The sequence below is a fragment of the Nocardiopsis codii genome, from assembly GCF_036327455.1.
Classification (GTDB): Bacteria; Actinomycetota; Actinomycetes; order Streptosporangiales; family Streptosporangiaceae; genus Nocardiopsis; species Nocardiopsis codii.
In genome coordinates this window covers 86,063-99,317 of sequence record NZ_JAUZMY010000017.1, presented here as the reverse complement: position 1 = coordinate 99,317, position 13,255 = coordinate 86,063, and the positions used below count along the sequence as shown (strand labels likewise).

The window sequence follows — 13,255 nt, the reverse complement described above, 5'->3', positions numbered from 1 at the left end:
TCGTTCACCCGGGCTTCATGTGGACGGATTTGCATGGGATTCGACCGCGCTCCGCCGGTTCTACCCCCCATGACCGCGCAAGCACCGTCCGACCCGGAAGTGGACCCATGTCTGTCAGCAACACCGCGACCCCTCGCGGCACCGATCGAGGCACCGAGTCCGGTCGCGGCGTCGCACCCGACACCGTCCGGTACAACCGCGAGGTCCCTGGTCTCGGAGACCCCGTCTTCGACGTCTCCGGCCTCTCGATCCACTACGGGTCCAACAAGGCCGTGCGCGACGTGAACCTCAAGGTCGGACCGCGGCAGATCACCGCGATGATCGGCCCGTCCGGTTGCGGGAAGAGCACCGTCCTGCGGACGCTCAACCGGATGAACGACCTCATCCCCGGTGCCCGCATCGAGGGCCGGGTGACCTACCACGGTGAGGACCTGTACGCCTCCGAGGTGGACCCGATCGAGGTCCGCCGCCGGATCGGCATGGTCTTCCAGAAGCCCAACCCGTTCCCGAAGTCGATCTACGACAACGTGGCCTACGGTCCGCGCATCAACGGCGCCCGGGGCAACATGGACGACCTGGTCGAGGAGACGCTGACCAAGGCCGCCCTGTGGGACGAGGTCAAGGACAAGCTCAAGGAGAGCGCCTTCGCCCTCTCCGGCGGCCAGCAGCAGCGCCTGTGCATCGCGCGCACGATCGCGGTGAACCCCGAGGTGATCCTGATGGACGAGCCGTGCTCCGCGCTCGACCCCATCGCGACCCTCAAGATCGAGGACCTGATGTACCAGCTGGCCAGCGAGTACACCATCGTCATCGTGACCCACAACATGCAGCAGGCGGCGCGCGTGTCCGACCGGACCGCGTTCTTCACCGCCGGGGTGGACGACGAGGGCGACCGCTACGGCAGCCTGGTCGAGTACGACGAGACCACCACGATCTTCAGCAAGCCCTCCGACCAGCGCACGGAGGACTATATCGCCGGTCGCTTCGGCTGATCGGCTCCGCGGTCCCACCCGGCGCGACCAACGATAGTGAGGCCGCTTCGGCTGATCGGCTCCGCGGTCCCACCCGGCGCGACCAGCGGTCGCGAGGCCCCGTCGGCGCCCGCCGGGGGCCGGCCGGGACGGGACCACCGCGACGGGACCGCCCTCCCCGCACCTTCGACGAAGTGGACCCCCCATGCCCGCGCTCACGCCCTCCGCGTCCGTCCCCCCTCCCTCGGGTGCCCTGGGGGAGACGGACTGGGTGGAGCGCCCGGACCGGTGGGAGGGCCCGTTGCGGGTGCTGCTGGTCGAACCCGAGTCGGAGCAGTCCCACCAGCTGGTGCTGTCGCTGAGCGGCCACGACGTGGACATCACCGTGTGCGTCGACGGAGCGGAGGCCCTGCTCCGGGTGGGGATGATGCGGCCGGACACGCTGGTGACCAGCGCGACCCCGCCCGAGGTGGACCTGGAGACGCTGGTGCGGGTCACCCGCCGGGCGACCGAGATCCCGATACTCATCGGGGTGGGGCCGGGCGACTCCCAGCGGGCGATGCGGGCCCTGGCGGCCGGCGCCACGGCGTGCGTGAGCCGCCCCTACCGGATCCCGGAACTGGCGGCCCTGCTGCGCGGCTCGCTCCCCGGGGCGGACCCCTCCGGCCCGGAGCACGGGGCCTCGCCCGCCGCGCTCCGCTCGGGCGCCCTGGAGCTGGACGCCCTGGGGCACCGGCTGTTCGTGGACGGGAACCCGGTCAACCTGGCCCTGCGGGAGTTCGGGATCATGGACTTCCTGCTGCGCAACAACGGGCGGGTGGTCAGCCGCGAGGAGCTGTGGACCGAGGTGTGGCACAAGCCCCTCCCGCCGGTGAACAACACGATCGCCGTGCACATCCGCCGTCTGAGGCACAAGCTGGGCGACTCCGAGGCGCAGCCCCGGTTCATCCACACGGTGCGCGGAATCGGATACCGGCTCGATACCGCGAATGGTGGTTGAGCGAATGTAAAGCGCTGTCGACGAACACTCAGGGTCCTCCGCCGGACACCGGAGCGACCCATTGTTCATCTCGGCGTCACTTTGCCGCCCGACACACGTGAAGGTGAATCCACGGGCAACCGGACACGTCACCTTCCTTGCCGTTCGGTCACGGAGAAAACCCCGCAGGCGTCGGCATACCCGCAGGTCATCACCGTGTGTTCCAGGCACATGACAGAAGCCGACAACAGCAGAACAACCCCGCCGTTATTAAACGGTGACCTCCATTCACTCCGCATTCACCCGTCTTCTACCATCCAGCCTCCATTTCGATGTCAGCGCGACTTTCTGCGCACTTACTGTCGTTTCACGTCAGCCCCGACAGCGGTGATTCAACGAGGAGAACTACGACATGCGCAACGGGCGTTCCAAGCTCGCCGTCCTGGCGGCCATCCCCCTGCTCGCCACGGCGTGCGGTGGTGGCGGCGACGCAGCAGGTGACGGTGCGGACGGTGGTGGCGGCGATCTCAGCGCGCAGCTGACCGGCGCCGGAGCCAGCTTCCCCGATCCCCTGTTCCAGGACTGGATCTACGAGTACTCCAACGGCGTCCAGCCCGGGGTCAGCGTCAACTACCAGAGCGTCGGCTCCGGTGCGGGCGTCGAGCAGTTCCTCGAGCAGACCGTCGACTTCGGCTCCTCCGAGGAGTTCCTGGGCGAGGAGGACCTCGCTGCCGCCGCCGAGGCCCGCGGCTGCGAGGCCGTGCAGTTCCCCGTCGTGTTCGGCGCGGTCGTCATCGCCCTGAGCAACCCCGACCTGGACGGCCTCGTCCTGGACGCGGAGACCCTCGCGGGGATCTACTCCACCGAGATCACCACGTTCGACGACCCGGCGATCGCCGAGCTCAACCCGGACATGGACCTGCCGGACGACGAGATCATCCCGGTGCACCGCGCCGACAGCTCCGGCACCACCTACGTGTTCTCGCACTACCTGACCACCGAGGTCGAGTCGTGGGCGGACGAGTACGGCGAGGGCAAGGAGCTGGACTGGGCCGACGGCCTGGTCGGCGGCCAGCAGAACGACGGCGTCGCCCAGGGCATCACCCAGAACCCGGGCGGCCTGGGCTACGTGAACCAGTCCTTCGCCCAGGAGGCCGACCTGGCCGTCGCCCACATCGTCAACGAGGACGGCACGCCGATCGAGCCGACCCTGGAGTCGACGATCGCCGCCACCGGCGAGGCCGAGATCCCGGACAACTTCCAGTTCTCCATCGACAACATCGGTGGCGAGGGCTACCCGATCGCGGGTTCCAACTGGATCTTCACCTACACCTGCGGCTACGACCAGGCCAACGCCGACGCGATCATCGACTTCTGGACCTGGGCCCTGACCGACCAGGGCGCCCAGGACCTGGCCGGCGAGCTGGGCTACGCCCCGCTCAACGCGGAGCTGACCGACCGCGTCATCGCCGAGCTGGAGAAGACCAACGCCGAGAACGGCGGCGGTGAGGCCGACGCCGACGCCGGTGCCGACGAGGACGCCGAAGCGACGGAGTAACCCTCCAGAGGGGCCGGGGTCGACGTACCCCGGCCCCGCCCCTCATCCCCCTCCGTCCCGAGGCGCCGGGGCGGGACGCTCTCCACTCCCACGAAAGCCACCGAGGAGAAGCACATGTCCACCGAGGCCCCCGAGGCCCCACAGGCCCCTGAGGACCCCCGGCGGGGGACGCTCACGTCCGGCAAGGGGCGCCTGGCAGACCCGATCTTCAAGTGGGTCGTCGCGGCCTGCGGCACCATCGTGCTGGTCATCCTGGCTCTGATGGTCATCCGGACGACGTCCGAGGCCTGGCCCATCTTCGCGAAGGAGGGCTTCTTCGGCTTCCTCCTCGGTGACGAGTGGACGGCCGGCGGCTCCCGCACGGAGATCACCGGCACGTACGGCGCCTGGCCGTTCATCTACGGCACCCTGATCACGTCGGTGATCGCGATCGCCATCGCACTGCCGCTGTCGATCATGGTCGCCGTGTACCTGACCCACCTGGCGCCGCGCCGCATCGCCAAGCCGCTCTCCTACACGGTCGAGCTGCTCGCCGCGGTGCCCAGCGTCATCTTCGGCCTGTGGGGCCTGCACTGGTTCCTGCCGAACGTCATGCGGCCCTTCTTCGACTGGCTCGAAGGCACCATGGGCTGGTTCTTCCTCTTCGAGGGCCCGGTGCGCGGCGTCGGCTACTTCCCCGCCGGCATCGTCCTGGCCATCATGATCCTGCCGATCATGACCGCCATCATCCGCGAGGTCGTCGCCGTCCAGCCGCTGGAACAGCAGATGGCCGCCTACGCTCTCGGGTCCACCCGGTGGGAGGTCATCACCAAGGTGGTGCTGCCCGCCAGCTTCTCGGGCATCGTGGCCGCCGCGATGCTGGGCCTGGGCCGCGCCCTGGGCGAGACCATCGCCGTGCTGATGCTGATCGGCGGGTCCCAGGGCTGGGGCGCGAGCCTGTTCGGCACCGGAAGCAGCATGGCGTCGCACATCGCCGCGACGTTCGGCGAGTCCTCGCCGGAGACCAGGACCGCGCTGATGGCGATCGGTGTCGCCCTGTTCCTCGTCACGATGATCGTCAACATCCTGGCCCGCGTCATCGTGTGGCGCCTGGGACAGTTCACGGGAGACGCCGCCGTATGAGCACCACGACCACCACCCCTCAGGCCGCACGGCCCGCCCCGCTGAGCCAGCGTCCCCCCGGCTCCGGGTTCCGCAGGTTCAAGAACCGTTCCGCGACGGTGGTCCTGACCGCCGCGATGGTCCTCGCCATGATCCCGCTGGTCCTCATCATCTTCGAGGTCACCCGGCGCGGCATCGGCGTGGTCAACCTGGACTTCTTCACCCAGACCGAGCCTCCGCCGCGCCGCGAGGGCGGCGGCTACGCGGCCGGTTTCGTCGGCACGCTGTACATCATGGCGCTGTCGATCCTCATGTCGATCCCGTTCGGCATCGCGACGGCGGTCTACATCGTGGAGTACGGGCCGAACCGGCTGACCTCCTCGATCCGCTTCTTCACCGACGTGATGACGGGCATCCCGTCGATCTTCGTCGGCCTCTTCGTGTACGGCCTTCTCGTGATCGGATGGGGCGGCCTGGGCTTCGGCACGTTCGTGGGCGCGGTGGCGATCGCGGTGATGATGCTGCCGATCGTGACGCGGTCGGCGGAGGAGATGCTCCGCCTGGTGCCCAACGAGCTCCGCAACGCCAGCTACGGCCTCGGGGCGCGCAAGTGGCAGACCATCGTGCACACCGTGCTGCCCGCCGCCGCGCCCGGCCTGACCACCGGCTCGATGCTGGCGATCGCCCGCGGCATCGGTGAGACGGCTCCGCTGCTGCTGACCGCGTTCGGCTCGGGCCTGATCGTCACGGCCATGCAGGGGTCGCCGCAGGGCGCCGTGCCGATGCAGCTGTACCGGGGCGCGGCCCAGCCCTTCGAGGCCGGTGTCGACCGCGCCTGGGGCGCGGCGCTGTGCCTGTTCGTCCTGGTGGTGCTGTTCACGGTCATCGCCCGCTGGATCGGCTCGCGGGCGTCCGTGGGCAGCCGCTAGCGGACCGGCCGGAACCGGCGCCCGTGGCACGCGAGGAGCCCTGACCCCGACGGCCCCGCACCTGTGGCCGGTGTCGGCGCCCCATTTCGCCGCGAGGGCGGGGGCGCGGCGGAGGGAGGGGGCCGCGCACCCTTCCGGTCGGCGCACGGGCCGCGCAGAACAGGGACCAAGGGGCCGCGCCGGTGTGCGCGGCCCCTTCCCCGTGTCCGGGGAGGGCGGCGCTTCCCGGGAGCGCTCCGCCCCCGGTAGCCTTTCGCCGAACGCACCCCGACCCCTGGAGCCACAGATGCCCACCACCGAGTACGCGGCCACGTTCGCCCTCGTCGACACCGACGGCGACGGGCTCATCTCCGCCCAGGAGCTGGCCTCCCTCATGCGCAACCTCGGCGACGAGTGCACCGATGAGCAGGCCGCCGAGGTGGTCCGCTCCATGGACGGCGACGGCGACTCCCGGATCTCCCTGGAGGAGTTCGCCGGCTACATGGCGCAGAACAAGGCCTGAGACCCGTACCGCCGGTGTCCGGCGCGACCCGCCGCCCGGAGGCGGACACGGCCGCGCCGGCCCGGTCGGTCGGCTACGGGGCCTTGGGGTCGCTGACCAGGTAGACCACGTCGGGCACGCTGTGCGAGACCGTCACCTCCATGACCTCGACCTCCGTGAAGTGCTCGCGCAGCAGGGCCTCGAAGCTCTCCACCTCGTTGGCGCTCCAGAAGGCGAGAACCCCGCCGGGGGCCATCAGGCGGGTGAGCTGCTCCAGCCCCGCCGCCTCGTAGAGGCGGTTGTTGTTCTCGACCACCGTCCAGTCGGGGCCGTTGTCGGTGTCCAGGCAGATCACGTCGTAGCGGGGCGGCTTCGCCTTCGCGGACGCCGCGGCCAGCCACGCGACGATGTCGGCGTTGTGGACCCGGCAGCGCGGGTCCCGGTGGACGTACTCGGCGGCCTCGCCCAGCTCCCCGTCGTGCCAGGCGATCACCTGGGGTTCGAGTTCGACGACGTCCACGAGCGACACCTTGGGGCTCTCCAGGGCCTCCCTCGCGGAGAAGCCCACGCCGAGCCCCCCGATGAGGACGCGGGAGCGGGAGCGCCCCTCCGGGAGGGCCGCCAGGCCGGCGCGCACCATCTCCCTCTCGGAGGTGCCGTCGCGGGTGTCCATGAGGAACACCCCGTTGGAGTAGATCTCGTAGTGGGCTCCCACTCGGCGGAGCACGAGGTCTCCCCCGGTCTCCCCGGTCACCCTCGCGAGGGTGACCGCACCGTCTTCCAGTGCGGAGAAGTCCGTGGAGGGGGCGGTGTCCGGGATTCGCTGGTTCATCTCCACATTGTGCCCGTGCCGGACCCCCCGACGGTGCACCCGTCCGCGCGGAGGACCAGCCCGGACGCCCGAAAACCTGCATTACGGGAAAGTTCCCACGGTATTGAATCCGTGATCCAATCGGTGTCTTTGTGACGCCAGTTACAACCTCTCCTCTGGGCACGATGGTCGCTACCAGACCACCGGATCCTCCCTGGTGGTTGCCAGTAAGAAGAGGAGAATGATCGGATGTCCTCTGTTCCGATCAGTAGGCAGGCGGCCCAACCGCCGAAGCCGAAATGGACACCCAGGAGCATCGCCGTCTGGATCGCCGTCGCCCTCGTGGGCGCACTCGCGTGGAGCGTCATCGCGCTCAACCGGGGTGAGGAGATCTCGGCCGCTTGGTTGATCTTTGCTGCGCTCTCGTCCTATGCCATCGGGTACCGGTTCTACGCGCGGTTCATTCAGTACAAGGTGCTGATGACCGACAACACCCGGGCAACCCCTGCGGAGCGCCTCAATAACGGGGCCGACTACCACCCGACCGACCGCCGGGTCCTGTTCGGTCACCACTTCGCCGCCATCGCCGGAGCCGGGCCCCTGGTCGGTCCCGTCCTGGCCGCCCAGATGGGCTACCTGCCGGGCACCATCTGGATCATCCTCGGCGTCATCTTCGCCGGTGCCGTGCAGGACATGGTGGTGCTGTTCTTCTCCACCCGGCGCAACGGCCGCTCGCTCGGCCAGATGGCCCGCGAGGAGATCGGCCCGGTCGGCGGCATCGCCGCGCTCATCGCCGTGATGGCGATCATGATCATCCTGCTCGCCGTGCTCGCCATGGTCGTGGTCAACGCGCTCGCGGACTCGCCGTGGGGCTCGTTCTCCCTGATCATGACGATCCCGATCGCCCTGTTCATGGGAGTGTATCTCCGCTATCTGCGGCCGGGCAAGGTCATGGAGACCTCCGCCATCGGCGTGGTGCTGCTCCTGCTCGCCATCGTCGGCGGCGGCTGGGTGGCCGAGCACGCGGTGCTGCGCGAGGTCTTCCTGTTCACGCCGAACGAGCTGACCTTCGGCCTGATCGTCTACGGCTTCGTCGCCTCGGTCCTGCCCGTGTGGCTGCTGCTGGCCCCGCGCGACTACCTGTCGACCTTCATGAAGGTCGGCGTGGTCGTGCTGCTCGCGGTGTCGATCATCGTGGCGATGCCGAAGCTCCAGCTCCCGCAGTTCACCGAGTTCGCGTTCAACGGCCAGGGCCCGGTGTTCGCCGGTTCGCTGTTCCCGTTCGTGTTCATCACCATCGCCTGCGGCGCCCTGTCCGGCTTCCACTCGCTGATCTCGTCGGGGACCACCCCGAAGCTCATCGAGAAGGAGGGCCAGGTCAGGATGATCGGCTACGGCTCGATGCTGACCGAGTCGTTCGTGGCGATCATGGCCCTCATCGCGGCCTGCATCATCGACCCCGGCGTGTACTTCGCGATGAACATGCCCGCGACCGCCCTGGGCGAGGGCGTGGAGAGCGCCGCCCAGGTGGTGAGCCAGCTCGGCTTCACCATCGACGCCGCGACGCTCCAGCACACGGCGGACCTGATCGAGGAGGACTCGATCCTCGCGCGCACCGGCGGTGCGCCGACGTTCGCCCTGGGCGCCGCGTACATCTTCTCCGAGGTGTTCGGCGGCGACGCCATGATGGCGTTCTGGTACCACTTCGCGGTCATGTTCGAGGCGCTGTTCATCCTCACCACCGTGGACGCCGGTACCCGCGTGGGCCGCTTCATGCTCCAGGACACCCTGGGCAACGTGTACAAGCCGATGCGCGACCCGAGCTGGAAGCCCGGGGCGTGGTTCTGCAGCGCGGTGATCGTGGCCGCGTGGGGCTACTTCCTGTGGGCGGGCGTCAACGACCCGCTGGGCGGCATCAACCAGCTGTTCCCGCTGTTCGGCATCGCCAACCAGCTGCTGGCCGCGGTCGCGCTCGCGGTGTGCACGACGCTGCTCATCAAGTCGGGCCGCGCCAAGTACGCGTGGGTGACGCTGGTGCCGCTGGCGTGGGACGCGATCGTCACGCTGACCGCCAGCTACCAGAAGGTGTTCTCCGCCGACCCGAAGATCGGCTTCTTCGCCCAGCGCCAGCAGTTCTCCGACGCCCTCGCCAACGGCGAGACCAGTGTCGGCGCGATCCAGGGCGAGTCCGCGATGCGCCAGGTCGTGGTGAACACGACCGTGGACGGCATCCTGTCGGCCCTGTTCGCGCTGCTGATCGTCATCATCCTGGTCGACTCGGTCCGGGTGTGGATCAAGGCGCTGCGGGCCCCCGACGGTACGCTGCCCACCACCGAGACCCCGTACGAGCGGTCGAAGATCTGGGCCCCCTCCGGCCTCGTCGCCACCAAGGAGGAGAAGGCGTTCGCCGAGGAGATCGCGGCCGCCGGGGGGCCGCCGGGAACGGACGGCGACACCGGGGGCGGTTCCCCGGACGCGAAGAAGGAGTAGGGCATGCCGACACGCTCGGAGTTCGGGGCGAACCTGGCGCGCGGCCTCCGGGAGGCGTGGCAGATCGCCCGGGGCGTCGTGGGCGCGAGGGCCTACGAGATCTACCTGGAGCACCACTCCAGGGTGCACCCGGGTGAGGAGCCGATGACCGAGCGCGTCTTCTGGCGCCACCACACGGACAAGGGCGACACCAATCCCGGTGCGCGCTGCTGTTGAGGCGGTGACCCGCGAGGGCCCCGGAACCCGTTCCCGGGTTCCGGGGCCCTCGGCGTTCCGGGGGCGGACCGCGCCGGGCGGGAACGGGGCGGGCGGGAACGGGGCGGGAGCCCGTTCGGCGGAGGGTGGCGCGGGGGCGTATCCGGCCGGGCCCGCACGGCGGGGCGAGGTCGGCCCTCCGCGTGTGGGGGCTCGTCGGGCCGGTCGGGAGCCCGCAGGGGCGGGGCGGGAACGCACCTGGTCGGCCGGTACGGAGGCGCCGGACCGCTCCCGGAGGGCGGTCCGGACACCGGAACCTACCAGCGAGTAGGTTGGGGTGATCGGCGCGGACCACCAGCCCAGGAGGAGAGCCCATGACCCCCTCGAAGAAGACCGGCGGCCTGCTGTCCAAGGCGCGCCGCGCCGCTCCGTACGCGCTCGGCGGCCTGTTCGTGGCGTCGGGCGTGCTGCACTTCGCGGCGCCCAAGCCCTTCCAGGCGATCATGCCCCGCAGCCTGCCCGAGCCGCGCGCGTGGGTGTACGGCAGCGGCGTCGCCGAACTGGCCTGCGGTGTCGGCCTGCTCACGCGCAGGCGGTGGGCCGGTCCCGCCAGCGCCGCGCTGCTGCTCGCCGTGTGGCCGGCCAACGTGCGGATGGCCCTCGACTCGGGTTCGGGCAGACTGCCCGGCCCCGCCGACAGCAAACTGGTCGCCTGGGGCCGGGTGCCGCTCCAGGCCCCGCTGATCTGGGCGGCGCTCCAGTCCCGCCCGGCCGACGCCGCGGGGGACTGACGGCCCACCGGCGCGGCGGCCCCTCCTGAGTCCCCTGGATCAGTCCTTCCAGGAGGGGCCCCAGCCGGAACTGTCCGAGACGCCCTCGGGCAGGGGGTCCATGTGGACGGCGCCGAGGGGCCGGGACCCGCCGGGCGCAGTGGCGGACCGCGCGCTCCGGACCACGGGCTCCTCCCAGGACGCGGGCGGAGGCGGCGGGACGGCCGCCGGGTTCTCCCACGCGGGGGCCTCGCGGAAGTCCTGGGGCTCCTCCCAGGACGCGGGCGGAGGCGGCGGGACGGCCGCCGGGTCCTCCCACGCGAGGGCCTCGCGGAAGTCCTGGGGCTCTCCCCAGGGCTCCGGCGGCGCGGAAACCGTGCTCTCGGTGGCCGGAGCCCCCCACCCACCGGGCGGAGCCGGGGCGTCCCACGGGTCGGACGGGGCCGGGGCGGTGCGCTCGGTGGCCGGGGCCTCCCACTCGTCGTACGGGGCGGGGGTTCCGGCTCGGTGCCCGCCCGTCCCGCCCCGGGTCCCGTGCGCCGGGACGTCGTCGACCGGGGCCGGCGCCCCGCCGTGCGCGGACGGCGCACCCCAGGGCTCCGGGGCGGGGCTCCCGGCGTCGGGGGCCGGTCCCTGGGCAGCGTGGCCGGGCGCCCCGTGGTCCTGGACCGGCGGCGGCACGAAGTCGTGCTGGTACGCCTGCGGCACGCCCCACGGCTCCGCGGGGAGCGGCGGCGCTCCCGGGGCCGGCGCGGGCGGGGGCGGCGGAGCGGGGAGCATCGGGTGCACGACGCTGCCGGACGCGTGGGCCCGGGACCACCACACCGCCCCCTCCTCCGGGGACAGCTCCTCCTCGACCCGCAGCCAACCGGTGAGGTGCGGATGGCGGCGGCCGGTCCGCCAGCTGTGCGGGAGGGAGATCGGCTCCAGCACCACCGCACGCTCCCCGTCCACGACGGGGACGGCGCCGGGGCCCGCCTCGCGGTCGACCCAGGTGCCGTCGACGCCGACCAGGTCCCACTGGCCCTCCACGATCGACGTGCGCGGGTCGTCCTGGAGGTCGGTGGCGGAGGCCACCCACTCCGGCAGCGGGCGCCGGCCGGGGACGGCGCGCCCCTCGTCGCCGATCAGCGCGTCCTCCAGCAGGGTGTGCAGCTGGAAGTTGTCCGAGACCCCGTCGAACCGGACCCGGAAGACGCGGGCGGAGTGCCGGTGCAGGACCACCAGGCGGTCGGCCTCCGCCATGTGCAGCAGTTCGGCGATCTCGCCGTACTCCTCGATGTACGGACGCAGCTGCGAGGCGATGACGATGAGCTCCCCGAGCGTCCGGGGGTCCTCGCGCAGGGCCGCGCGCACACCGGAGTCGGTCAGCATCGTCTTGGCGGCCAGACCGTAGCGGTGCGAGACCCACCAGCCGGTGGTGGCGAGGGGCGCCAGCTGTTCGAGTTCGGGCGTGACGCGCTCCTCGGACGCCTCGCTGACCTCGCTGGGGTGCGGCGGCGCGTCGTCCCCGGACTTCTGCCACACGTGCAGGAAGACCCCGGCCAGCTTGCCGTACTCGGCGAGCTGGCTCATGACCTCCACCCCGGCGGGCCCCGCGGGCACACCGCTCTCCACCAGGGCCCCGCAGAGCAGGGCGAGGTCGGCGGCGACGCCCGCCGACCACCGGTGGGCGCGCAGGGTCTCGGTGAGCGCGGCGAGGCCGTCGATCCGGGTGTCGGCGGGGACCCGGTCGGCCAGTCGGAAGACCGCGCTGACGGCGGCGCGCAACTGGGACGGCTGGTTCTCGGCGGCGTCGGCCACGGCGCCGATGGCGCCGCGGAAGTCTTCGATCATTCGGGCATCCTGACACAGACCACCGTCAAGCGGACCAAGCGGCCTCCACCGGGGCGGCCGGACGGGACCGACCGACCGCTCAGCGGCGCCGGCTCCCGCCCCAGGCTCAGCACCGGCCCCTGCCGCCGCGGGCCGCGCGCCCGCGGAGCTACCCGCCGCCCGGCGGGCGCGGACGCGGACGGACACGGGCGGGCAGGCGGGGACACGACAGAGCCCCGCGACGGTCGTCGCGGGGCCCGTGTCACGTCTGGGCCGTGGGAGGCGTCAGAGGCGGCAGGCGTAGATGTCCGTGACCAGGATGGCGCGGGCACCGAGCGTCCACAGGTCGTCCATGATCTGCTGGGCGGCCTTGCGCGGCACCATCGACCGGACGGCGACCCAGCCCTCCCTGTGGAGCGGGGAGACCGTCGGCCCCTCCATGCCCGGGGTGAGCGCGGCAGCCTTCTCCAGGCGTTCGGCGTGCACGTCGTAGTCCATCATCACGTAGTCGCGGGCGACCAGGACGCCCCGCAGGCGGCGGAGCAGCGTCTCGATCTTGGGGTCGTCCCCGGCGCCGGTCGGCCGGATGACGACGGCCTCGGACTCCAGGATCGGGTCCCCGAAGGTCTCCATGCCCGCCTGGCGCAGGGTGGTCCCGGTGGAGACCACGTCCGCGACGGCGTCGGCGACGCCCAGCTGGACGGAGCTCTCGACCGCGCCGTCGAGGTGGATGACGCGGGCGTCGATGCCCTTCGCCGCGAGGTGGGTGCGCAGCAGTTCGTCGAAGGACGTCGCGATGCGCTTGCCGTTGAGGTCTTCCAGGGTCATGCCCGCGCCGTTGGGCGCGGCGAACCGGAACGTGGAGCCGCCGAAGCCCAGCGCCAGGACCTCGTCCACGGGGGCGCCGGAGTCGTGCAGCATGTCGCGGCCGGTGATCCCGGCCTGGAGGATGCCCTCGCCGACGTAGACGGCGATGTCCTTGGGGCGGAGGAAGAAGAACTCGGTGTCGTTCTCCGGGTCGACCATGACCAGGTCGCGGCTGCTCTTGCGCTGCCGGTACCCGGCCTCGCGCAGCATCTCCACGGCGGGCTCGGAGAGCTGGCCCTTGTTGGGCACGGCGATTCTCAACATGTCGGGCATGTTCATGGCTTTCTG

Annotated in this window: 12 protein-coding genes; 9 read left to right on the top strand and 3 right to left on the bottom strand. The window is 71.2% G+C overall.

The window, feature by feature from the left end; genetic code table 11:
• The first annotated feature begins 107 nt into the window (after positions 1-107).
• The 6 genes from pstB to Q8791_RS17915 all read left to right on the top strand — a co-directional run bounded on the left by pstB (position 108) and on the right by Q8791_RS17915 (position 6,040).
• Positions 108-992 (top strand): phosphate ABC transporter ATP-binding protein PstB, encoded by an 885-nt coding sequence (pstB, locus tag Q8791_RS17940; RefSeq protein WP_330092875.1) that lies wholly within the window; start codon positions 108-110, stop codon positions 990-992.
• A gap of 184 nt (positions 993-1,176) precedes the next feature.
• The gene (locus Q8791_RS17935) at positions 1,177-1,971 is read left to right on the top strand and encodes a response regulator transcription factor (protein ID WP_330092874.1); all 795 of its coding nucleotides are present in this window, start codon (positions 1,177-1,179) and stop codon (positions 1,969-1,971) included.
• 391 nt (positions 1,972-2,362) lie between these two features.
• Positions 2,363-3,508, top strand: coding sequence for a phosphate ABC transporter substrate-binding protein PstS (pstS, locus tag Q8791_RS17930; protein WP_330092873.1), 1,146 nt, complete (start codon positions 2,363-2,365; stop codon positions 3,506-3,508).
• Positions 3,509-3,622: 114 nt separating this feature from the next.
• Positions 3,623-4,630: a phosphate ABC transporter permease subunit PstC gene (pstC, locus tag Q8791_RS17925; RefSeq protein ID WP_330092872.1), complete on the top strand. Its 1,008-nt coding sequence runs from the start codon at positions 3,623-3,625 to the stop codon at positions 4,628-4,630.
• Complete coding sequence (gene pstA / locus Q8791_RS17920; protein ID WP_330092871.1) at positions 4,627-5,538, top strand: phosphate ABC transporter permease PstA; 912 nt, start codon at positions 4,627-4,629, stop codon at positions 5,536-5,538. The genes pstC and pstA overlap by 4 nt, the downstream gene beginning before the upstream one ends.
• 286 nt (positions 5,539-5,824) lie before the next feature.
• On the top strand, positions 5,825-6,040 hold the full coding sequence (locus Q8791_RS17915) for an EF-hand domain-containing protein (RefSeq protein ID WP_330092870.1): 216 nt from the start codon (positions 5,825-5,827) through the stop codon (positions 6,038-6,040).
• A 73-nt stretch (positions 6,041-6,113) separates the two neighbouring features.
• Here Q8791_RS17915 and Q8791_RS17910 read toward each other — a convergent pair whose 3' ends face one another.
• Complete coding sequence (locus Q8791_RS17910; RefSeq protein WP_330092869.1) at positions 6,114-6,851, bottom strand: spermine/spermidine synthase domain-containing protein; 738 nt, start codon at positions 6,849-6,851, stop codon at positions 6,114-6,116.
• Between the two features lie 228 nt (positions 6,852-7,079).
• Between Q8791_RS17910 and Q8791_RS17905 the strand changes: the two genes are divergently transcribed.
• From Q8791_RS17905 to Q8791_RS17895, 3 genes are all read left to right on the top strand, one after another.
• Positions 7,080-9,320 (top strand): carbon starvation CstA family protein, encoded by a 2,241-nt coding sequence (locus tag Q8791_RS17905; RefSeq protein WP_330092868.1) that lies wholly within the window; start codon positions 7,080-7,082, stop codon positions 9,318-9,320.
• 3 nt (positions 9,321-9,323) lie between these two features.
• Positions 9,324-9,536: a YbdD/YjiX family protein gene (locus Q8791_RS17900; RefSeq protein ID WP_330092867.1), complete on the top strand. Its 213-nt coding sequence runs from the start codon at positions 9,324-9,326 to the stop codon at positions 9,534-9,536.
• A 353-nt stretch (positions 9,537-9,889) separates the two neighbouring features.
• Entirely contained in the window at positions 9,890-10,306 is a 417-nt protein-coding gene (locus Q8791_RS17895; RefSeq protein WP_330092866.1) for a DoxX family protein, read from the top strand.
• Positions 10,307-10,345: 39 nt separating this feature from the next.
• Here Q8791_RS17895 and Q8791_RS17890 read toward each other — a convergent pair whose 3' ends face one another.
• Together Q8791_RS17890 and hisG are read right to left on the bottom strand one after the other, a co-directional pair.
• A complete protein-coding gene (locus Q8791_RS17890; RefSeq protein WP_330092865.1) occupies positions 10,346-12,121 on the bottom strand; it encodes a hypothetical protein in 1,776 nt (591 codons plus the stop codon).
• 264 nt (positions 12,122-12,385) lie between these two features.
• Positions 12,386-13,240, bottom strand: coding sequence for an ATP phosphoribosyltransferase (gene hisG, locus Q8791_RS17885; RefSeq protein ID WP_330092864.1), 855 nt, complete (start codon positions 13,238-13,240; stop codon positions 12,386-12,388).
• Positions 13,241-13,255 lie beyond the last annotated feature (15 nt).